Source organism: Bradyrhizobium sp. USDA 3256, assembly GCF_054058275.1.
Window position 1 is genome coordinate 4,470,913 of record NZ_JBSSAE010000002.1, and the last position, 21,325, is coordinate 4,492,237.

Here is a 21,325-nt window from a genome sequence, read left to right on the forward strand (position 1 = left end):
GCGCGCGATCAGCCGATCGGCAGATATTTCAGCAGCGTCGTCTGATACAGCATCGACGTGGTCTGGTACGACGCCTGCAAGCTGGTTTGCAGCGCCAGGATCTTGGTCGCGACCTCGTCCTGATTGACGCCCTCGACCGAGTCGAGCATCGTTTCCGCCATCCCCTTGAGCTGGGTCTGCCGATCGGTGGCCGCCTTGGTCGCGGTCTGGGCACCGGCGAATTCGGCCTGCACGTCCTGGATCTGCTGCTGACCGTTTTGCGGGGCGAGGTTGGCGCTCACGCGCTGCGCGAGCGCCGTCACCTGCGCGCTCGCATTCGGGTTGCTGGCATTGGTTGTGACGGCTGCGTACACCGCGACGTTCTGCAGCAAATAGCGGAAGGCCTGTTCGTTGGCGCGCGCGCCATACTGCACGGTGATCGACTGATCGACCTGCGCGACCGCGGTGCCGCGCGCCGACCCCGGGCCATTCTCGCCGGTGTACCAGTAGACGGTGTTGTCGGGCGTGCCCGCGACCAGGTTGGTGGCGGTGTCGAACGGCGGTCCCCCTACCCTCAGCGGCGCCGGCGCTGCGGTGGTGTTGTTGGCGATGCCGAGCGCGCCGAGTGCGGCCGTGTTGGAGCTCGAGATCGACAGGCTCTCGCCATCGGCGCCGTGCAGGGTGATCGCGCCGTTGCTGATGGTCGACGGGTTCTTGGTGCCGCTGATCTGGTCGATCTTGGCCATCAGCGTCTGCACGCTGTCGGTGACGTTGACCTGGTTGCCGGTGGCGCCCGAGGCCACGAAAGTGATCGGCGTGCCGTTCACCGTGATGGTATCGCCGGCGGCAAAGCTCGTCGACAGCGAGTCGGTGCCCGCCGCCCCCGACAGCGCCGTGGCGCCGTTGATCGGCCCCGGCGGCGTGTTCCGGTTGTTGACCGCGGCGCCCGACACGGTCGCGACCGGATTGAAGAAATTGTTCGACGCCGCAACCGCGGACGCCGCGACCAGCGACGCGTCGCTCAACGTCTTGATCGACGAGGTCAGGGTCGATTGCAGGTTGGCCGTCGTCGCCGCGGTGTCGGCGCCGATCAGGAACGAGCCGGCGGGCGGCGGGTTCGTCGTGGTTGCCGTGAGTTCGATCGCTTCGGTGGTGCCGTCGGGCAGCGTGAAGTTGAACTTGATCTTGTCGCCGTCCTTCGGATTGACGGCGCCGAGATCGACCGAAGCGGTCTTCGGCGTACCGGCCGGCTGCGTCACCGTGGCGCCACCCGTCAACGACGACTGCACCGACAAAAGCTTCAGGCCGAACGGCGAGCCGTCCTCGGCGATACTCGTGACCGTCGTGGTCGCCGGCGGCGACGAGACGCTCAGGCGCCCCATCATGCCGGCACCCTGATCGGCCTGCTTGCGCTCATTGATGAGCTGCGTGAGGCCGGCCTGGGTTGCCGTGCCCTTGAGCATGGTATCGGCGGACACCGTGGCCGGCGTATCCATCGCGCGGCCGGAAAACAGGTAGCGGTCGCCCGACTGGCTGTTCAGCATCGCGACCGCGTTGGCGAAGGCCGCCTGCGCCGTGATCTGGCCCGAGGTCTGGCCGCTGTCGTTGAGCGTCAGCGTCGCTGTCGTTGCGGCGTTCTTCACCTGGGTCCCGACGTCGGATAGGCCCTGCAAGGTGAGGTTCGCGACACTCAGGCGCGTGTTGAGGTTGGTGGCGGTATCGGAGAACGCGTTGATGCCGCTGATCTGCGCGCGCAGGCTGAGCGCGAAACCGCGATCGAGTCCCTGCCCCGCATAGGTGGTCGATACCTTGCCGGTCGCAAGCTGCGTGGTCAGGTCATTGAGCTGATTCCGCAGGTTGAGGATCGTGGTGCCGATATAGGAAGTTCTGCCGCTTACGCCGTCGATCGACATGTTACCCTCACGTGAGCTGCAGCAGCGCGTCGTACATCTGCTTGATCGACGACATCACGCGCGCATTGGCGGAATAGGCGTTCTGCAGCGAAAGCAGATGCGCCATCTCCTCGTCCATGTTGACGCCGGAGGTCGAGTCCATCTTGGTCTGCAGCGTGTTCAGCACGACGTCCTGGCCGTCAGCCAGTTGCTTGGCGGCGGTCGCCGACTCGCCCTGCTGGCTGATGAACTGCTTGGCAAAGTTCAGCAGCGTGCCGGTGAACGGCGCGCCGGTGGTGCCAAGGCCGGTCTGCGGCGAATAGCTGTACGAGGCGTTCGACAGCTGGTTCAGAACGAGGTTGGCGCGCGTGGTGTCGCCGGCCGGCGTCTGCGGATTGGTCGAGTACACCACCATGCGCGAGGGATCGCCGATCAAGGCGGTGTTGACGCTGATGCGTGCGGCAAGGCCGGTGGTCTGCGAGCCGTTCGCGGTGATCGCGCCGGTGTAGAGCCCGCCATTGTCGGTGAACAGCGGAAGGTGCGGATCGCCCGAGGTCAGCGACGAAACCGTCGTGGTGACCGACGCCGCGGTCACATCGGCCTTGTTGGCGGCGCCGTCGTCGAGCACGCGCAGCGTCGACCCGGACGGATTGGAGAATTGCAGGCCGGTTCCACCGAGCGCGCCGTTGAGCTGCGACAGCACCGAGCTCATGCCACCGGAGAAATCGATGCCCAGCACCTCGTCGTTGGGATCGACGGTCGCGGTATTGCTCAGCGGCAGCACGCTCGGATCGTCGACGCGGATGATCGACAGATTATGCGTGAGGCCGGTGGTGTTGTCCTTGTAGGAGACGTGGATGGTGTTGCCGTTCTGCAGCCCCGAGAGATCGAGGTCGAAGCCGGACTGCGCTCCCGCCGTCGCCGCGGTGCCCGCGGTGGTCTTGTCCGACAGCGCGCTCGACATCGCGGCGGCGAACTGATCGATCTGGGTCTGGGCCTGCGCCAGCGTGTTGTCGCGCAACTCGAGATAGGCGGCGATCTTGCCGGAGCGAATCGAATTGGTCGACACCATGTCATAGGTGCCGCCATGCGGGAACGTGATGGTGATGGTCCCGACCGTGCTCTTGGTCGGGTCGGTATTGTACAACGTGTTGGGCGTCATCGTGCCCTGGGCGTTGAAGCTGAGCGTCGCGGCCTCGGTGCCGACCAGCTGCACGCCGGAATTGGTGAACACGCTCACCTGGTTCTGGCTGTTGGTGACGGTGCGGATGTCCATCAGCTGCGAGAGCTGCGTGACGTAGCGGTCGCGCTGATCGAGCAATGCCGCGGTCGAGGCATCGGTCGTGCCGCCATTGGCCGCCAGCTGGACATTGAGGCGCGCAATCTGCTGCAACGCATTGTTGGCGCTGTTGATGGAGTCGCTGATGCCGGCCTCGGCGTTGGCGCGCAGCGTCTGGATTCCCTGCGACGTCGCGTTGAGCTGCTGCGCCATCGATTGCGCGGCATTGATCACGCCGATGCGGGCCGACTGCGATTCCGGGCTGGTCGACAGCCCCTGCAGCGCGGTCAGGAACTTGTTGTAGGCGTCCTCGATCGTGCCGGTGGAGTCGGGATTGCCGTACACGCCCTGCAGATTGGCCATGAAATCCGAGCGGACATCGGCGTAGGCCGCGCCCGAGGTCTCGGTGCGGAGCTGGGTCTGCAGGAATTCGTCGAGCTGGCGGTTGACGCCGGTGATGAGGACGCTCGAACCGTACTGGCCGGTGGTGCCGGTGACCTGGTTGAGCGTCTTCCTGACGTAGCCGGGCGTCTCTGCGTTGGCGACGTTCGACGACACGAGCGAGAGCGAGGCCTGCGTGGCGCGCAGGCCCGACATCGCGGTGGAAAGGGCTTGGCTCAAACCCATGATGTGTACTCGCCTTTACTTCTTCACACGTGCAGCAACGATGCGATCAGCGCACCACGTTCAGGAGATCCTGCACCATCGAATTGGTCGTGGTGATCACCTTGGTGTTCGCCGAATAGGCCTGCTGGGTCACGATCAGCTTGGTGAATTCGTCGGCAATATCGGTGTTCGAGCTCTCGAGCGAGGAACCGACGATGGTGCCGGCCTTGCCGAACAGCGCCGCGCCGGACTCGTCGGTCGCCTCGAACGCACCGCCGTCGATGCGCTTGAGGAAGTTGGTGCCGTTGAAGGTCGCCACCGAGATTTCGGCGAGGTCGATGTTGCGGCCGTTGGTGTAGTTGCCGACGATGCGGCCGTTGGTGGAGACGCTGACCGACTGCAGCTGGCCGGCGGGGAAACCGTCCTGCTGGATCTGGTTGACCTGAACGTTGCCGTTGGCGTCGGCGAACTGGGTCACGCCACCGGAGCCGAAATTGATCACGGGGCTGCCGAGCGACACGCCGTTGACGACGGCATTGGTGAGCGCCACCGAGGAGATCGCCGGCGACATCTGGCCGTTCGAGGCGAAGGTGAAGTTGACGTTGACGTTCTGCCAGGAGACCTGCGTGCCGGTCGCATTGGGATTGACCTGATAGAACAGGTTCCAGGTGTCGGTATGTGGGCTGCCCAGCGAGGAGCTGTCGGTCTTGGCCCAGCGGAATTGCAGGTTCACCGGCGCGCCCGAGACGTCGTAGGCCGTGACGGCGCCGCCCGAGACGGATTCGTTCAGGAAGGTCGAGTTGTCGTTGCCGATAACCTGGCCGGTGCCGACCGTGCCGCCGCCGCCGCGAACCGCAACCGCCGAGCCGGTGAAGCCGAGCGCCGCGAAGGCGGTCGAGTTCGAGCTCGTCACGTTGAGATCGGCCAATTTGCCGGAGTGCAAGGTGATCTTGCCGCCGCTGATCGTCGATGGCGTCGTGGTGCCGGTAATCGCGTCGATCTTCGCGAGCAGCGTTCCGATGCTGTCGGTGACGTTGAGCTGGTTGCCGGTCGCCCCCGACGCCACGAAGGTGATGACGGTGCCGTTGACCGTGATCGTGTCAGCGGGCACGACGGGCGGGCCGGCCGAGCCGGCGCTGAAGCTGGCGTTGATCGAGTCGGTGCCTGTACCGCCCGAAAGCAAGGTCGCGATGGTATTGTCCACCGATGGCGTCGCCTTGTTCTTCTGCTCGGTGCCGGTGATAGCGGAATCGGTATACGGCGCAGCCGGCGTGCCCAGCACCAACGGATTGTTTCCACTGCTGAACGCGCCCGGCCTGATCAGCTCGGAACCGGGAACCGAAGTGTCGTGCGCGGTGGTCAAGGGATAGGACGCGAGGTTGGCGCGATAGTCTATCTTGGTGGTCTGCTGCGCCGGCAGGAAGTCGTTCTTGAATTGCAGCACCTGCGGCGATGAGCCTGCCGGGTTGCCGGTGGTCGGGTCGATCGGCACGCCCTCGAGATAGTAGCCGGCGCCGTTGACGAGATAGCCGTCCTTGTTGAGCTGGAAATCGCCGCGGCGGGTGTAGCGGTCGACGCCATCAAACACCGGCGCACCGTCGGTGAAGCTGCCGGGCTTCTGCACCGCGAAGAAACCGTTGCCGTTGATCGCCATGAAGGTCGCGACCGATGCCGACTGGACGTCGCCCTGCACCGAGTTGGTCGAACGGGACTGCGCGGTGACGCCGCCGGCAAGCTGCGCGGTCAGCGCGGTCTGCGGGACGAGGTCAAGGAACGAGGTATCGATGCGCTTGAAGGCGGTGGTCTGCGAGTTGGCGATGTTGCCGGAGATGTTTTCGAGCGCGTACGACCCCGCGCGCAAGCCACCGACAGCCGTCGTGAGAGCGCCGAAGATACCCATGACATGTTCTCCAATTCGATTCCCGGCGGCTGGCAATCACAGGAATGGCCGCATCGGCGGAGCATGTCGCAAAGGTCGTGCCACGAAACAAAACGTAACAAAATCATCCGCTTGAAAAAAATGCCCCGGTCGTTCGACCGGGGCACATTTGCCGGGAGCGGCAACAATTGCCGGGAAGGAATGTCAGGTCGCCGATGGCGCCGCCGGGTGAAACACCAGCGCGAAACCGTCCATGCAGTAGCGCAGCCCGGTCGGTTTCGGGCCGTCGTCGAAGACGTGGCCGAGATGGCCGCCGCAGCGGCGGCAATGCACCTCGGTACGGACCATGCCGAAGGTGCGGTCCGACGTGGTGCCGACCGCGTTGTCCAGCGGCTTGTAGAAGCTCGGCCAGCCGGTGCCGCTCTCATACTTGGTCTCGGACGAGAACAGCGGCAGGTCGCAGCCCGCGCAGGCGAAGATGCCCTTGCGGTGCTCCTTGAGCAGCGGGCTCGATCCCGGCCGCTCGGTGCCCTGGTTGCGCAGGATCTCGTATTGTTGCGGCGTCAGCTGCGCGCGCCATTCGGCGTCGGTCTTCTCGATCTCGAATTTCTCGGCGGCCTGCGCCGGCGAGGCGCGCAGCCAGCGGAAGGCGGCGAAGCCGAACAGGCCGGCGACGGAAGCAAGCAGGATGCGGCGATCGATCATCAATCATCTCCGGTGCGGGCGGCTCGGGGGGCGTGCCCGAGGTTCGTCAACAAATACGAACCCCGCCGGCGGACGTTACATCCGCCCGTCGGAGATCCGCTCACTTTCTTGCGAGGCATCCGGATACGGCGCCTCGCCGTCCTCGATCTGCCTGGGCGCGGGCGGACGCGCCGGCCGCACTGCCGACGGGGGCGGACGGCGGGGTGCCGGTCCTCTGGTTCCCGCCCTGAGATTGGCCTCGGCGAGCCGCGCCTCGCGCAGGCGCTCCTTCGCACGTGCACCCTCGCGGTAGCGCGCCAGAACACCCGCCACGGACGAGGCCCCCCTCGCCCACAGGCTGACGAAATGACCGGCGACGCGGCCGGTGGCGCCGCCGGCCCAGACCAGCTCGAACGGCGAAAACAGCCGCCAGCGATCGTCGCCCCACAGGATGCTGCGCGCGATCAGCTGCCCGGCGAGCGCCGAGGTGTTGAGTCCCTGCCGGCCGAAGCCGCTCGCCACCCACAGGCCCCGGCGCAACTGACCGATCTGCGGCATGCCGTGCACGGTGACGCCGACCGCGCCGCCGAACATCTCGGCAATCGGAACCTTGCCGAGTTGCGGAAACACCGTGGCGATGCGGCGCTGCACCGCCCCGCCAAGCCGCTTCGGCCGTGCGTCCCAGGTGGTTTCGGGGCTCGCCCACAACAGCCGATCGCCATCGACGACACGGAAATGGTCGATGCCGTCGCTGTCGACGACCGAGCCGGGAAAGGCGATGGTCTCCGCCAGCCGCTCCCCGAGCGGTTCGGTCAATGCCGCGTAGCGCCACACCGGCAGCAGCGTATCGGACAGCCGCTTCAACGGCGCACCGAGATGGATATTGCCGGCGAGGACAATATGGTTGGCCCGCAGCCGCGCCGTCGGCGTCACGATGCGCTTGCGGATGCCGGAGAAATCGATGCTGACGACCGGCGTCTCCTCGAATATCCGCACGCCTGCCCGCATCGCCAGCGCGGCGAGGCCGTGCACATATTTGCGGCCATCGATCTGGAACGCCTTCGGATAATAGATGCCGTGGAAATAGCGGCCGGTCCTGAGCACGCTGCGCACGCGATCGACCTGCCAGCCCTCGACCTCGGTCGCCAAATCCTCGCCCAGCGTCCGCAGGCGGCCGATCAGCGCCTCGCCGACATCGACATTGGAGACTTCCAGCGCGCCGTCGCTCGGCTTGATGCCCGGGATCAAATCTTCGGTAGCGGTGGCGCGGACATAATCGGCGCCCTCCTTCGACAGCGCCCATAATGCGCGGGCATCGTCGAGGCCGACGCGCTCGATCACATCTGTTATCGGCAGGCCGAATCCCGGCATCACGGTGCCGAGATGGTGACCGGAGGCGTTCCAGCCGATCTGGCGGCCCTCGAGCACCGCAACGCTCGCACCGAGCCGCGCCGCCTCACGCGCCACGGTCAGGCCGGCCAGCCCGGCCCCGACCACGCAAATATCGACGTCGAGGTCGAACGCCAGACGGTCGCGGAACGGCGAGGCCGCCTGCTCGGGGCCGTCTGCCGCACTTGTGGAACTCTCGCTCATGGCGTTTCTTACGAACCGCTGCGGCGCTTGTCACCTTGTCCAGGGCATGAGCCTGTAGAATTAATTCGACCTGGCCGAATCGAGAATGGAAGTCCATGCGCCGTTTGCTGCTGCTGCGTCACGCCAAAACCGAACACGACGCGCCTTCGGGGCACGACCAGGACCGCCGTCTCGACGAGCGCGGCCACCGCGACGCAGCGGAGATCGGCGGCTGGATCGCCCGTCATCCGCCCCTGCCCAATCTGGCGCTGGTCTCGCCGGCGGTCCGCACCAGGCAGACCTGGGAGATCGTGCGCGAGGCGCTGAAGGGCGCCGGGCCTGCGCCGAAGGTCGAATTCGTGCCGGACCTCTACGGCGCCGATCCGGTGCAATTGCTGACCGCGATCCGGATGGCTTCGGTCAGCGATCCGAAGCGGCTGATGCTGGTCGGCCATAATCCCGGCATGCACGAGCTCGCGCTGACGCTGACCGGCAGCGGCGACGAGGCCGCAAAGCGCGCGCTCGGCGACAATCTGCCGACCTCGGGGCTCGCCGTCTTCGACTTTGCGACCGACGACTGGAACGACGTCTCGTTCCGGCGCGGCAAGCTCGTCCTGTTCGTCAGCCCTAAGCTGTTGAAGCAGGCCTCGCGCAGCTGACGCAAGCGGACAGCGCCGCGCCGCCATGCTATATTGGCCTCTGCGCGACAGGGGGACCGGTTCGCGTCGAGACCAGAACGACTTCAAGAAAAAGAAGGCGCGCGTCCCGGGCACAGGGACCAAACGGCTCCAGACCAATCGCGGACAGGAGGCGCAGATGTACAAATCCATTCTCGTTCCGATCGACCTCGCCGATACCGATCTGGCGAAGCCGGCGATCGCAACCGCTGCAACATTGTCGCAAACATGGAACGGGACGGTTCGTCTGCTCAACGTGCTGCCGATGACGCCGGTGATGCTCGCCGAATACGTGCCGGCGGATTTCGACAGCCAGCAGCGTGAAACGTCGGAAGAAGCGCTTGCGATCGTCGCGCGCGAATCCGGCATCGCGCCCTCCCGCATCTCGGGCGTGGTGCGTCAGGGCGGCATCTATCACGAGATCCTCGAGGAGGCCGCGACCATGAAGGCCGACCTCATCGTGATGACCTCGCACCGGCCGGCGATGCGCACCTACTTCCTCGGCTCAAATGCCGGCCACGTGGTGCGCTACGCCAAATGCTCGGTGTTGGTGGTGCGGCACTAAGGCGGGATGAGTTATGGGGCCGCCGCAGGCGGCGCTGCCAAAATATCGAAAACAACCCCATGCAAAGTAGCCGGCGGCGGCCGGCGTTCGACCAGGCAACTTGACACGTCGGGCAACTCAGGGATATTCTTCTAATATTCCGAAATTGCGCACGAAGATGCCGTTGAGGACGCGGCGGTCGTTCGCTCGTGGCACGCCGCGCGGCTTGTTGGGCAGCATCGGCTCGATGGCAGTCCATTCGTTGTCGGAGAGTTCGTCGCGCATGATTCGGCCCCTTCGGTCAGGCGCTCGAAAGACGGCTCGGCAGTCAGCTCAATGAGGCACTGACCGACGGCGATTGGTCGCTATGCACCCGAAAGCGCACGCATTGTGCTCACGTTGAGCTCTTCACCTCTTGACCCGAAGCGGTCGTCGGCCATGCCGGACAGTGGCTCAACATACTGCTATAAGCGTTGAGCTTCCCAAGATGCTGTCAGAACGGGCAACTTGCCTGAGCGCAGCCGAGGCGCCCGCGGTCGATTGCCCGACGATGCTATCCGCGTATTCCCGTCCTTCGATGTGTTTGAGGGTTCTGGGAATTGACTTCACCAGCTCAGGATACGGAGCGACATTGACGAAGAGGGGCGGCGTTGTCGAATATTGTCAAGGAATTGCGGAAAGGTAACGCACGCAAGGGCGCCGGAAGACGCCCCTTTCCGTGCGTTCGAGACCTCCTCGCCGACCACGCGGAAACTGCGCCGGAGCGCTATGCCATTCTGGCCCCGGCGCGCCGCCCGATGACGTATGGCGCGCTATGGACGCAGGCAAATGAAGTGGTTTTCGGGTTGCGGAACGTCGGCGTGCGCCGAACTGACAGGGTCGCGGTCGTGTTGTCGGACGGACCAGAGGCTGCAGTAGCGGCGATCACGGTTGCGGCCGGCGCGGTTTGTGTACCTCTCAATCCGGGTTTCACCTGTGATGAATACCTGCGTTATTTCGGCGAATTGCAGCTGGCGGCGCTATTGACGCACGCTGACTTGAATTCGGCCAGCCGACGCGCCGCCCAGATCCAGGGCGTGCCCGTGATCGATGTGTCGATGCGGCCGAACGAGGGAGCCGGCGCGTTCAGTGTTGCCGGTCGGGCACCGCAGCTCCTGGTTGACGACGAGTTTGCGTCCGGCGCTGACGACGCGTTCATCCTGATGACATCTGGCAGCACGTCGCGGCCCAAAACGGTCCCTCTGACCCATGCGAGCGTCTGTCTGTCGGCCGACAACGTTGGCGCCGCCTTGGAGCTGGAGGCTCGCGACCGATTGCTAAGCGTACTGCCTCTCTTTCATGGGCATGGCTTGATCTCGGGACTTCTGGCCGCGCTTGCGGCAGGCTCCAGTACGGTCTGTCCGCCTGGCTTCGATGCAACAGCGTTCTTCGGCTGGCTGATGGAGTTCCGACCAACCTGGTACACGGCGGTACCGGCAATCCATCGCGCACTATTGGCGGCGGCGGATCCCTACAGGCAGGCTGCGCAGCGGTCCTCCTTGCGGCTCGTTCGTTCGGCTTCGACGTCTCTGTCGTCGGAAGTGCTCGACGGACTAGAAGCGCTGTTTGGTGTTCCCGTTATAGACACCTACGGCATGACGGAGGCCGCGACCCAGATCGCTGCTAATCCCTTGCGGCGGCGAAAGCGTGGTTCCGTCGGCCGGCCGGCCGGCCCCGAGATCGGGATACTGGACAGGAGAGGCCGTCGCTTGCCATCCGGCAAACGTGGAGAGATCGCGCTGCGAGGTCCCACCATAACCAGAAGGTACGACAATGATGCCGCCGCTACAGCGTCCGCATTTCAGGACGGCTGGTTCCGGACCGGCGACCTCGGATACCTGGACGCCGACCGGTATCTCTTTATCGTCGGTCGCATCAAGGAGATCATCCATAAGGGCGGGCAGAAGATTGCCCCCGCCGAGGTAGAGAGCGCATTGCTGAGCCACCCGGCTGTGATCGAAGCCGCTGTTTTCCCTGTCCCCCATGAGCGACTGGGCGCGGACGTCGCCGCCGCTATTGTGCTGCGTCAGGACGCAAAGGTGAGCGTACAAAGTCTCCGAGACTTTGCCCGAGGACGCCTGGCCGGGTTTAAGGTCCCTGGCCTCATCGTGATTGTACCAGAGATTCCGAAAGGCCCCGGCGGGAAGATCAAGCGCAATGAACTTGCGGCCGGCCTTTCAAAGACTCGACCAATCCAGGACGACGGCAAAGGAGTTGCGCCCAGCTCGGAATTGGAGCGTCAACTGGCCGGTATCTGGAAGGACATCCTGGACATCGATCGGATCAGCGTTGATCAGGATGTCTTCGCGCTCGGCGTGGATTCACTTGCCATGACCCAGTTGATCTTGCGTGTGGAAGAGTACTTCGGCGTCATGCTGTCGTTCGAGGATATCTTCAATTCGTCGACCGTTGCAGCGCTTGCGCTTCGCCTTGAATCATCAAAAGAGAGCGCCGGCTCGTTGGCGCGCCCGCACGATCCGCCATCGCAGATCTCGCGCGCTGATGCAGATGGCGCACAGTCAATCTCCATCGTGCAGGAGCGCATGCTACGCATCGAGCGAAAATTACCCGGGCTACCCCAGTTCAACCTGCCGTTCGCTTATCGATTGCAGGGCCGACTAAGCATTCCCGTGCTCGAGCGGAGCCTTGCCGAGGTCGTGCGTCGGCATGACATGCTGCGCACGGCGTTTATCTGGCAGGATGAGGTCCCCCTCGCTCGCGTCGTGCCGGACGTCGATGTCAGATCAATCCTGGCTGTGAAGGATTATGCAGTCCCGGTGCATACCGGAGATACCCGTGCCAAGGAACTTCTGCTGGTAAAGGCGAAGCTGGAAGCCGAACGGAGCTCCCTGGCGCCGATCGACATGAACAATGCGCCACTGTTCCGGGCCTATCTCTTCAGGCTCGATGCCAGGGATCATGTTTTGCTCCTGGTCATGCATGATATCATCATCGATGGCTGGTCGATGGCAATCTTCATGGAAGAACTTCTGGAGATCTATGCCGCTGCGATTTCCGGTGCGAAGGCGCAGCTGCCCAAACCATCGCTTCAGTTTTCCGATTTCGCTCGCTGGCAGCGTTTGTGGTCCAGCACCGAGGAAGCAAACAGGCAGTTCGCTTACTGGAAGCGGTGCCTCGACAAAGCCTCACCTCCATTTGCAGCCCCGAAAAGCAGCGTTGGAGGCGAATTGACTTCGCGCGCTCTCCAGGAATCATTTCAAATATCGAACAATCTGGTGACGCAGCTGAACGCCATGAGCCGCGACCGGGGCGTAACTCTGTTCATGAGTTTACTCGCCGGTTTCAAGACCCTGCTGTTGCTCCGGAGCGAACGCAACGACATTTGTGTCGCGACTTTGATGGCCAATCGGCCTCAACTCAGGACAGAACGCGTGATCGGTCCGTTCGCGAACACAACGATCATCCGCACCCAACTTGATGCTGATCTGACCTTTAGCGAAGCGCTTGAACGCGTGCGCAGGGCCGTCTTGGAGGCTTACGCCAGACAAGAACTTCCCTTCGATATAATTGCCAGCCGACTGGCGGAAGAGACCGGCTTGTGCCCGGCATCACTCGTCCAAGTTTATTTCGTTCTCCAAGTTGCGTTCCGCCGAGCGCTCCAGCTGCCCGATCTGACGGTTCGCCCGTTCGGCTACCAGGAAGAACGGTCTGCCATGCCGATTGATCGCGCTTGGCTCTCGATTACCCTTAAGGACACCCCGTCGGGAATGACCGGCATATGCGGGCGCAAGGACGACTTGTTCGAGCCAAACACCGTCCAGAATTGGATTGCCGATTACACGGCAATCTTGGTCAATGCGGCCGCAAACCCCAACGAGCAGCTTGGCCGATTGATTGATCCCTGAAACGATCAGGTCAGTCGCACCAAGCCGGTGAAATAAAGTGCAACGCCTGTGCCGGTGTCCTGCCACGCGCAAGGTCGTCCAAAATTCGTCCGATCCGAGGTTCATCCAGCTTGATTATCCACTAGAAATTGTCGACAATTCAGGGGTGCATTGGACGAGGGATTGATCAAATCTAATTTTGCCACTTGGAGGCGGCGATGTGTAGATTTGCAGTGGATCTCATCGATTTTGAGGAATTGACCGCGGCGCAAAGGAAAGCACTGCTGAAGGACCTACAGAAGCGCAGGGATGCTCTGCAAGCGCAGCTGGAGGGGGTCAATGAATCGCTGAAGGGCGTCAATCAAGCGCTCAAGACGGTCCAGAAAGTATCAAAGCGCCGTTAGCGCCCGGGCCGTCAGCGCCCGAACAGGCTGTAGTCTGGTCTCCGCGCTTCATCCGTGCAGGGGCTTCCGCCGAATGCGGAAAAGACAGCGGAGGGCCTGACCAAAGGGCACGTAAAATCGACGCGGCTCCGGACGGCGGGGTGTGAAGCCCCCGGTCACGTCATGGCCACCGTTGCGGCCGTGTCAGGGTTGAATTCCGAGCACCTTAAGTATCGGCGTCCACCGGGCGTAATCTTTCTCGTGCATCGCTCGCGCCTCTGCACCGGATCGCCATACTTGCTTAAATCCGACATTCTGCAGTTTCTCCTGAGAACGTTGCGATGCTTGCCGAAAAATCTCGGAGAGTCGGGAGACTTCCTCCGCTGATGTTCCCGGCGGAGCGAAGATGCCGACCCATCCTTCCGTCTCAATCCCGCTGCCGGTTTGTGCAAGAACGTGAAGTGAATCTTGAAACGGGAGAAAGTCCGGAAAAGGAACAATCGCAACCGCGACATGCCCCCCAAGGACACTGAGGATCGCTGGCGCCGACCCTTGATAAGGTACGTGCACCATCGGCACTCCGTAGTCGTTGAAAAGCGTTGTACCTATGAGATGGGGAATGCTCCCGGCGCCTGCCGTGGCCACGGTGCGATATTTCTCCTCGCGCGAGGCCTCCCGCATGTATTCGGCAAGCTGCGCGGCAGCGTCTTTTCTCGCGACGGCAACGTATGAGAAGGTCGCCAAAATTCCGATGGGCACGAGCTCGCTTTGAGGAGACGTTCTGAGCGACGACGTGGAGGACATGAACAAGAGTGTCTGAGTCCCCTTTTGCCGAAGTACCCAATCTGCCGCTATTGCTCCTCCCGCGCCAGGTCGATTTTCCACGATCGTCGACGTTCGCGCGATCTGCTCTGCTGCTTCAGCAACGATTCTGGCTGCGGTTGAAGAGGTTCCCCCTGCCGCAAATCCTACAACCAATGTAATCTGTCCATCATTCGGAAGTGCGGGACTGGAGAGCATCACAAGCGCAGCAAGAAAAAGTGGCGTGAATCTCGTCATTCGCTGATCCCCTCTTCAACGAGTATCGCGATTTTCAAGGACAGCTGGACCACGTTCCCTTCGAGGGCGCAACCTCCGAAAGAACGTCATTTGGCCGGCTCGGCTCTCCGGCGCGCTGCGGGCGCGCCTCCGTCCGTACCTCGCACGCGGTTCGCCATCGAAGCGAGCAGAATCCGATACTGAGGTCGATCTCCCCGAGCTCGTACGCGGGCTGGCACTATCTGAATGACACCGGTGTTCGGAGCCCGATAGACACCTCCTTCTTCTGACAATAGACTTTGACTAAAGATCGGATCGGATCAGGGCGAGCTTTTATGGCCGCAGACCGTGTGGAACGGCGACTGAGTGCTATTTTCGTGGCCGATGTGGCTGGCTATAGCCGCCTAATGGGTGCTGATGAGGAGGGTACGCACGCCCGGCTGAACGAACATCTGTCTGCGCTCCTCCATCCCGAGATCGAAAAGCACGGCGGGCGGCTTATCAGGAGCGCCGGCGACGGAGTGTTGGTGGAGTTTGCCAGCGTGGTCAGCGCTATGCGATGCGCCGTTGCGATACAGCGCGGCATGATCACTCGAAACACCGATGTGCGAATTGAAAAGCGGATCGAGTTCCGCATCGGCATCAACGCCGGCGACATCATCACAGAAGGCGGCGATATCTTTGGGGACGGGGTAAATGTTGCGGCTCGGCTCGAGGCGCTTTGTGAGCCGGGCGGCATCTGTGTATCGCAACGCGTACGAGAAGATACGCAGGATAAGCTTGACATCGAATTCGAAGATAGTGGCGAGCATCAACTGAAGAACATTGCACGGCCGGTGCGGGTCTATCGCGTGTCGTTCGGCAACGCTCCGGCGCGACCGGCGCTTGCGCTTCCCGACAAGCCATCGGTCGCCGTCCTGGCTTTTGAGAATATGAGTCGCGACTCGGAACAGGAGTACTTTGCGGATGGAATTTCGGAAGACATCATCACCGAGTTGTCCCGCTTCTCGGACTTGTTCGTGATCGCACGCAATTCGAGTTTTCGATACAAGGGCAGAGCGGTTGATTTGCGTCAGGTGGGTCGAGAACTCGGCGTGCGCTATGTTCTGGAGGGTAGCGTTCGTCGGGGCAATGACCGGGTTCGGATCACGGCACAGCTGATTGATGCTGCAAGTGGCGTCCACCGCTGGGCCGAGCGCTATGACCAGAAGTTGAAGGATGTATTTGCGATCCAGGACGACGTGGCGCGGACGATCGCCGCAATTCTGGTCGCGCATGTGAACATGGCGGAAGCTGAACGCACCTTGCTCAAGCCGCCCGCGACCTGGCAGGCCTACGATCACTACATGCGCGCAGCTGCGGCGTGGATATCGTTCCAGTCCTCGTGGCAAATGGCGGAATTATTGAGGACACGAGGGCACCTCGCAGATTCGCTGGCCATCGATCCGAAATATGCCCGTTGCTATACAATGCTGGCCAGCACGCACCGGGTGGCTTGGCTCAATCCCCTGAATGATGAATATTTGAGCCCGACTATCCTTGACCTGGCCATCAAATTGGCGCGCACGGCAATTGCCCACAATCCGGGCCTGCCCGAAGCCTACGCCGAGTTGGGTTATAACATCATCCGGAAGCGTGACTTCGACGCAGCGACTGGCGCCGCCGAAAGAGCGCTGGCGCTAAACCCCAATTTCGCGGATTACCGCCTCGCGCAAATATTCTACTCGGTGGGAGACCCGACCAGAGCTATTGCCATCGCCAAGTTGCAAATGCGCCTAGATCCATTCCATCCGCATTTTGCGCCGTTGATGGTCGGCGTAGCTCACTACCACCTCAAAGAATACCACGATGCCCAACATTGGTTGACTGAAGCCATTGGCCGCGCGCCCAATCACCAGTATGGCCACGCCTTCTTGGCTGCGACGTACGCTCAGCTGGGACGAATGGAAGATGCTCGCGCAGAGGCAAACGAAGTTCTACGCTTGAATCCAAGATACAGCATCAGCGGCACCCAGCAGCAGGTATCCATTCTCAAACGCGCCGAAGATTTGGAGCACCTGGTTGACGGGCTGCGAAAGGCTGGCCTTCCAGCATAGTCTCGGCGAATGCGCGGGCAAGACAGCAGCTCGCCGTCCTGCGCGGTGGTGCTCGTCCGAAGTCCGGTTGTGGCCCTTCTCGAACCTCCGGCAAGGTCCGCTTTCTCGCGGCTGTCAGGGTGAGAGCGAACATCAGCGCCCCTCATCCAACTCCGCGTTATGACTACACGGCCCAGCTGATTGGTCAGCTGCCACCATCGAGGCAAAGCCGCGGGCAATGAATGCCGCCAAAGCGGAGTTCGGCTAGCGCGCGATGAGATTAGGTTGAATCGTCATCGCGCCCTAGCTCTTTGTTTGAGCATGATCTTTTCGGAAAACCGCTTCGCACTTTTCCGGATCATGCTTTAGAGGCGATTCCGTTGCGGCTGCATCCGGCGTGCCTCGCGCTCGATGCTGGCGGCCACCAGCGGCGCCTTGTCGGCGGCGATGGGCGGGGAAAACACGAAGCCCTGCACCAAATCGCAATCGAGCCCGCCGAGCACGTCGAGTTCGGCGGACAATTCGGCGCCCTCCGCCACGACCGTCATGCCCAACCCATGCGACAGGGCGATGATGCCGCCGAGCAGCTTGCGCTTCTCCGGCGCGGTGGAAATGCCATCCACGAAGGCCCGGTCCACTTTCAGGCAGTCGAAAGGCAGGCGCGTCAGGTAGCCGAGCGAGGAATAGCCCGAGCCGAAATCGTCCAGCGCCAGCCGGGCGCCCAAGCCGGACAGCGCCGTCAGCGTGCGACTGATCCGCTGCTCGGTATGATCCACGAACAGGCTTTCGGTCAGCTCCAGGCAGAGCAGCTCCGCCGGAAAGCCGGTCTCTGCCAGGATGGCCGAGACCGCGGTCTCGAAATCCACGCTCCAGATCTGCGCCGGCGAGACATTGACCGAGATGGAGCGCGGCGGCAGCCCGGCATCCAGCCAGGCGCGGCCCTGCCGGCAGGCCTCGCGCAGCACCCACAGCCCGAGATCGACGATGAGGCCGGAGCTTTCGGCGATCGGGATGAACTCCGCCGGCGAGATCGGCCCGCGCTCGGGATGGGTCCAGCGCAGCAGCGCCTCGAAGCCGGTGACGCGGCCGGTCTTCAGGTCCACCTGCGGCTGGTAATGGGCCTCGAGGGCGCCGGCCTCCACGGCGTGGCGCAGATGGCGGCCGAGATCGAGCCTTTCATCGACCGCCTGCGCATAGACCGGCTCGAACAGTTGCGCCCGGCCGCGCCCGGCCTCCTTGGCCATGTAGAGCGCGAGGTCCGCGTTGCGCACGGCGGTCTCCGCCGTCGCGCCGTGCTCCGGCAGGCGGGCGATGCCGATGGTGGCGCCGACCGAGGCCTCGCCCTCGGCGAGATCGACGGGGCCGGACAGTTTGCCGACGAGCCGATCGGCAAGCCCGGTCAGCGCGGCGTCGGACGTGTCGCATCCATCCGCCAGCACGGCGAATTCGTCGCCGCCGAGCCGGGCGATGAAGGCGCGCGGCCCCAAGTCCTGCCGCAACGCAGTCGCCACCTTGATCAGCAATTCGTCACCGGCGGCATGGCCGAGGGAATCATTGACCTCCTTGAAGCGATCGAGGTCGATGAGCAGCAGCGCACCGGTCCGGCCTCCCTGGGAGCAGCCTTCGGTCAGGGCGGCGAGCTGGCGCGTGAACAGCGCGCGATTGGCAAGGCCGGTCAGCGGATCGCTGTAGGCGAGCTGCTCGAGCTGGCGCTCGGCCTCCTTGCGCTCGGTGACATCCTGCACGGTACCGATGATGCCGATGACCTTGTCGTGGGCAACCTCCGCCTTGCAGATCACGGCCAGATCGCGGGGCATGCCGTCCGCGTGCAGGATGCGTAGATCCGTGGCCTCGGTCCTGCGGGTGCGCAGCACCCGTTTCTGCACGTCCCGGAAGCGGTCGGCGTCGCCGTGCAGGAAATAGGGTCCCATGTTCTCATCGGTCGGCTCGAACGTGTCGGGCAAGCCGAGAAGCTGGTAGAGCTCGGGCGCCCAGATCGTGCGGCCGCTGTCCAGCCGAAAGCTCCAGGTGCCGATCTTGCCGAGGCGGTGGGCCTCCTCCAGCGCCCGCGTGCGCTGGTCGAGCAGCGCCTTGGCCGCCCTGAGCTGGGTGATGTCGCTGGAGGTGCCGCGATAGCCGAGAAAGCTGCCGTCATCGGCGAAGATCGGCTTGCCGCTGGTGCAGATACTGACGCGCGAGCCGTCCTTGCCGATCAGCGTGTAGGTGAAGTCACGAAAAGGGCGATGGGCCTCCATATCGGCCCGGTGTCGCGCCATCGCCTCCCCGTCCTCGGGCGCATAAGTCAGTTCCCAGCGCGCCTTCCTGCCAGCGGCGACCGTCTGGAACGCCGCATTGCCGGCAAGCGATTTGGGATAGGGCAGCAGCCGATGCTCGGCGTCGCTCTCCCAGCACCAGTCCGAGGCCGTGCTGACGAAATCGGCCAGCCGTTGCTCGCTCTCCGCCAGGCGTCGCAGCGCGGAGGTCTCCTCCGTGACGTCGCGGACGATGCCGGACACGCGTCGGACCTGGCCGTCCGCGTCGAATTCCGGCTCGCCATGCACCACGCAGTCGAGCAGGCTGCCATCGGAACCGCGGAGTCTCGTCCGCACCGCATAGGGCTGCCCCTCCGCCCAGCAGGCCGCGTAATGCGCCTCCAGGAGCTTCCGGCTTTCGGGCAAATAGCGCTCGCGCACCGTGGCGATGGGGATGTAGCCGTCGGCGGTGTCGAATTCGTAGAATGCGGCGAGCTCAGGCGATATCCAGAGATCGGTCGCGGCGGCACTCTGCGACTCCCAGTAGCCCATGCGGGCCAACCGGATCGCACAGCGCAGCGATCGCTCCTCATGCCAGCGGCGACGCGCTTCCCGGGTCGGGGCCTGCCCTTGCGACAATTTGCGAGCGGCCATCGGTCCCCAACTCAACGCTAGCGTACGCAGCTAACAGGCTAGCATAGAGCGTCACAACCTTGGAGCGACGGCGGTGACGCGATCGGGCTCTTCCGCTTCTTTGGTGTAGTTTCGGTGAATTCTGCAATCGGCAGTCGGCGCCCGGCTCGAGCGCCGCACCGGCATCTTAACGGATCCGCACCAGCTCCAGGTCGAAGTCGCCGGTGACGGCGGTCTCGATCTGGCAGCGCGAGAGTCCGATATCGCGCAACGCCCGGTCATCAAGCTGGCGCAGCGTCTTGATCGCCTCGCGGCGCACCCAATAGGTCGCGAGCGCATCGCCCCACACTCGGAGCAATCGGAGCAATCCGCCTAATGTACCAGACCGCGCGGGCACTGCAGCGGCTGAGGATATCGCTGACATTGTCATCTCCTTCGCTGCCCATAGGCAAAGCTACGCCATTGACGCAAATACTGTTTCAGCGGCTGCGCCGTCGGGACCTCGGATTGCTTGTGCGCTCCTCGGTGCAATGATGGGCTTGTTCCCTCTTAAATGATCCGGTACATTCCTCGGAGCAAGTAAAACATTGCTCTCGGTGCAATAATGTCGAGGTTCGAATATCTGAAGCTGGCGGATGCGGTGGCCGCCGAGATCGCCAGCGGCGCGCTGAAGGCAGGCGACCGGCTGCCGCCGCAGCGTCATTTCGCCTATGACCGCAACATCGCCGTCTCGACGGCGAGCCGGGTCTATACCGAGCTGTTGCGGCGCGGGCTGGTGGTCGGTGAAGTCGGCCGCGGCACTTTCGTGTCCGGCGAGGCACGCCGCGGCATCGCGGCCCCGACCGAGCCGCGCGGCGCCCGCATCGACCTCGAGTTCAACTATCCGCTGCTGCCGCACCAGGCGACGATGATCGCCAAGAGCCTCGAAGGACTGGAGCGGCCCGAGGTGCTCGAGGGCGCGCTGCGGCCGGCGACCAGTTTTGGCACGCGGGCGGCACGAACCATCTCCTCCGAATTCCTGGCGCGCAAGGGCTGGACGCCAAATCCCGACCAGATCGTGTTCACCGCCAACGGCCGGCAATGCATCGCCGCCGCGCTCGCCGCTGTGGTGCCGGCCGGCGGACGCTGCGGCGTCGAGGCGCTGACCTACCCGTTCGTCAAGGGCATCGCCGCACGGCTCGGCATCTCGCTGGTGCCGCTCGCGATGGACGAACACGGCGTGCGACCGGATGCGGTGCAGAAGGCGCATCGCGAGGCGCATCTGTCCGCGATCTACGTCCAGCCGACGATCCAGAACCCGCTCAGCATCACCATGCCGCCCGAGCGCCGCGCCGAGCTGTTGCGCGTGGTGGAGAAGCTCGGCCTCGTCGTCATCGAGGACGGCGTCTACGGATTCCTCGACGATGAGGCGCCGCTCGCCGCGCTTGCGCCCGACAGATGCATCGTGCTCGACAGCCTGTCGAAGAAGGTCGCGCCCGGCCTCGCGCTCGGCTTCCTCGTGTCGCCGCCGCGGCTGCGCGAGAGCATCATGGCCGCGGTGCGCTCGGGCGGCTGGACCGCGTCGGGCTACGCCTTCGCCGCGGGGCAGCGGCTGATGGCCGACGGCACCGCTGCCGAATTGTCACGGCTGAAGCGGATCGATGCCGGCCGCCGCCAGCTTCTGGCGGCCAAGCATCTGGCCGATTTCGAAATCCAGACCAATCCGAAGTCGTATCATCTCTGGCTGACCTTGCCGCCGCATTGGCGCTCGCAGACCCTGGTCGCCGCTGCGGCGCGCCGCGACATCGCGCTGACGCCGTCGACCACCTTTGCCGCCACGCCGGGGCACGCGCCCAATGCGGTGCGACTCGCACTGGCCGCACCGCCGATGGAGCAACTCGACCTCGGCCTGCGGACGCTGGCGGGAATGCTGAGCGCGACCGAAGAGGATTTTGACTCGACCGAGTGA

General features: G+C 63.7%; 14 protein-coding genes and 1 pseudogene. 6 read left to right on the top strand and 9 right to left on the bottom strand.

Annotated elements, in window-relative coordinates; all coding sequences use genetic code 11:
• Positions 1-8: 8 nt before the first annotated feature.
• The 5 genes from ACVWY5_RS23085 to ACVWY5_RS23105 all read right to left on the bottom strand — a co-directional run bounded on the left by ACVWY5_RS23085 (position 9) and on the right by ACVWY5_RS23105 (position 7,912).
• On the bottom strand, positions 9-1,892 hold the full coding sequence (locus ACVWY5_RS23085; protein WP_028337701.1) for a flagellar protein: 1,884 nt from the start codon (positions 1,890-1,892) through the stop codon (positions 9-11).
• A 7-nt stretch (positions 1,893-1,899) separates the two neighbouring features.
• Positions 1,900-3,777: a flagellar hook-associated protein FlgK gene (gene flgK, locus ACVWY5_RS23090; RefSeq protein WP_028337702.1), complete on the bottom strand. Its 1,878-nt coding sequence runs from the start codon at positions 3,775-3,777 to the stop codon at positions 1,900-1,902.
• 46 nt (positions 3,778-3,823) lie between these two features.
• A complete protein-coding gene (locus ACVWY5_RS23095; protein WP_028337703.1) occupies positions 3,824-5,656 on the bottom strand; it encodes a flagellar hook protein FlgE in 1,833 nt (610 codons plus the stop codon).
• A 183-nt stretch (positions 5,657-5,839) separates the two neighbouring features.
• Positions 5,840-6,340, bottom strand: a complete 501-nt coding sequence (msrB, locus tag ACVWY5_RS23100) for a peptide-methionine (R)-S-oxide reductase MsrB (RefSeq protein ID WP_028337704.1) — start codon at positions 6,338-6,340, stop codon at positions 5,840-5,842.
• 75 nt (positions 6,341-6,415) lie between these two features.
• A complete protein-coding gene (locus ACVWY5_RS23105; RefSeq protein WP_028337705.1) occupies positions 6,416-7,912 on the bottom strand; it encodes an NAD(P)/FAD-dependent oxidoreductase in 1,497 nt (498 codons plus the stop codon).
• A gap of 95 nt (positions 7,913-8,007) precedes the next feature.
• Between ACVWY5_RS23105 and ACVWY5_RS23110 the strand changes: the two genes are divergently transcribed.
• Both ACVWY5_RS23110 and ACVWY5_RS23115 read left to right on the top strand, forming a co-directional pair.
• The gene (locus ACVWY5_RS23110; RefSeq protein WP_028337706.1) at positions 8,008-8,550 is read left to right on the top strand and encodes a SixA phosphatase family protein; all 543 of its coding nucleotides are present in this window, start codon (positions 8,008-8,010) and stop codon (positions 8,548-8,550) included.
• A 157-nt stretch (positions 8,551-8,707) separates the two neighbouring features.
• Complete coding sequence (locus ACVWY5_RS23115; protein ID WP_016840840.1) at positions 8,708-9,133, top strand: universal stress protein; 426 nt, start codon at positions 8,708-8,710, stop codon at positions 9,131-9,133.
• Positions 9,134-9,280: 147 nt separating this feature from the next.
• Here ACVWY5_RS23115 and ACVWY5_RS23120 read toward each other — a convergent pair.
• Positions 9,281-9,397: pseudogene (locus tag ACVWY5_RS23120) on the bottom strand (transposase); the annotation flags it as partial.
• A 365-nt stretch (positions 9,398-9,762) separates the two neighbouring features.
• On the opposite strand from ACVWY5_RS23120, the gene ACVWY5_RS23125 reads away from it, so the two are divergent.
• A complete protein-coding gene (locus ACVWY5_RS23125) occupies positions 9,763-13,017 on the top strand; it encodes an AMP-binding protein (RefSeq protein ID WP_080667316.1) in 3,255 nt (1,084 codons plus the stop codon).
• 212 nt (positions 13,018-13,229) lie between these two features.
• Positions 13,230-13,400: a hypothetical protein gene (locus ACVWY5_RS23130; protein WP_193395257.1), complete on the top strand. Its 171-nt coding sequence runs from the start codon at positions 13,230-13,232 to the stop codon at positions 13,398-13,400.
• A gap of 183 nt (positions 13,401-13,583) precedes the next feature.
• Here ACVWY5_RS23130 and ACVWY5_RS23135 read toward each other — a convergent pair whose 3' ends face one another.
• The gene (locus ACVWY5_RS23135) at positions 13,584-14,438 is read right to left on the bottom strand and encodes a Bug family tripartite tricarboxylate transporter substrate binding protein (RefSeq protein ID WP_080667317.1); all 855 of its coding nucleotides are present in this window, start codon (positions 14,436-14,438) and stop codon (positions 13,584-13,586) included.
• A gap of 314 nt (positions 14,439-14,752) precedes the next feature.
• Here ACVWY5_RS23135 and ACVWY5_RS23140 point away from each other — a divergent pair, with 314 nt between their 5' ends.
• The gene (locus tag ACVWY5_RS23140) at positions 14,753-16,513 is read left to right on the top strand and encodes an adenylate/guanylate cyclase domain-containing protein (protein WP_028337709.1); all 1,761 of its coding nucleotides are present in this window, start codon (positions 14,753-14,755) and stop codon (positions 16,511-16,513) included.
• A gap of 344 nt (positions 16,514-16,857) precedes the next feature.
• Here ACVWY5_RS23140 and ACVWY5_RS23145 read toward each other — a convergent pair whose 3' ends face one another.
• Positions 16,858-19,185, bottom strand: a complete 2,328-nt coding sequence (locus ACVWY5_RS23145) for an EAL domain-containing protein (RefSeq protein ID WP_321177143.1) — start codon at positions 19,183-19,185, stop codon at positions 16,858-16,860.
• 379 nt (positions 19,186-19,564) lie between these two features.
• The gene (locus ACVWY5_RS23150) at positions 19,565-19,726 is read right to left on the bottom strand and encodes a DUF1127 domain-containing protein (RefSeq protein ID WP_080583391.1); all 162 of its coding nucleotides are present in this window, start codon (positions 19,724-19,726) and stop codon (positions 19,565-19,567) included.
• Positions 19,727-19,981: 255 nt separating this feature from the next.
• Here ACVWY5_RS23150 and ACVWY5_RS23155 point away from each other — a divergent pair, with 255 nt between their 5' ends.
• Positions 19,982-21,325, top strand: coding sequence for an aminotransferase-like domain-containing protein (locus ACVWY5_RS23155; protein ID WP_028337711.1), 1,344 nt, complete (start codon positions 19,982-19,984; stop codon positions 21,323-21,325).

What these genes read in the sequence shown, in the direction of transcription:
- ACVWY5_RS23085 (WP_028337701.1), bottom strand. Translation starts at nt 1,892, where the DNA reads ATGTCGATCGACGGCGTAAGCGGCAGAACTTCCTATATCGGCACCACG.
- flgK (WP_028337702.1), bottom strand. Translation starts at nt 3,777, where the DNA reads ATGGGTTTGAGCCAAGCCCTTTCCACCGCGATGTCGGGCCTGCGCGCC.
- ACVWY5_RS23095 (WP_028337703.1), bottom strand. Translation starts at nt 5,656, where the DNA reads ATGGGTATCTTCGGCGCTCTCACGACGGCTGTCGGTGGCTTGCGCGCG.
- msrB (WP_028337704.1), bottom strand. Translation starts at nt 6,340, where the DNA reads ATGATCGATCGCCGCATCCTGCTTGCTTCCGTCGCCGGCCTGTTCGGC.
- ACVWY5_RS23105 (WP_028337705.1), bottom strand. Translation starts at nt 7,912, where the DNA reads ATGAGCGAGAGTTCCACAAGTGCGGCAGACGGCCCCGAGCAGGCGGCC.
- ACVWY5_RS23110 (WP_028337706.1), top strand. Translation starts at nt 8,008, where the DNA reads ATGCGCCGTTTGCTGCTGCTGCGTCACGCCAAAACCGAACACGACGCG.
- ACVWY5_RS23115 (WP_016840840.1), top strand. Translation starts at nt 8,708, where the DNA reads ATGTACAAATCCATTCTCGTTCCGATCGACCTCGCCGATACCGATCTG.
- ACVWY5_RS23135 (WP_080667317.1), bottom strand. Translation starts at nt 14,438, where the DNA reads ATGACGAGATTCACGCCACTTTTTCTTGCTGCGCTTGTGATGCTCTCC.
- ACVWY5_RS23140 (WP_028337709.1), top strand. Translation starts at nt 14,753, where the DNA reads ATGGCCGCAGACCGTGTGGAACGGCGACTGAGTGCTATTTTCGTGGCC.
- ACVWY5_RS23155 (WP_028337711.1), top strand. Translation starts at nt 19,982, where the DNA reads ATGTCGAGGTTCGAATATCTGAAGCTGGCGGATGCGGTGGCCGCCGAG.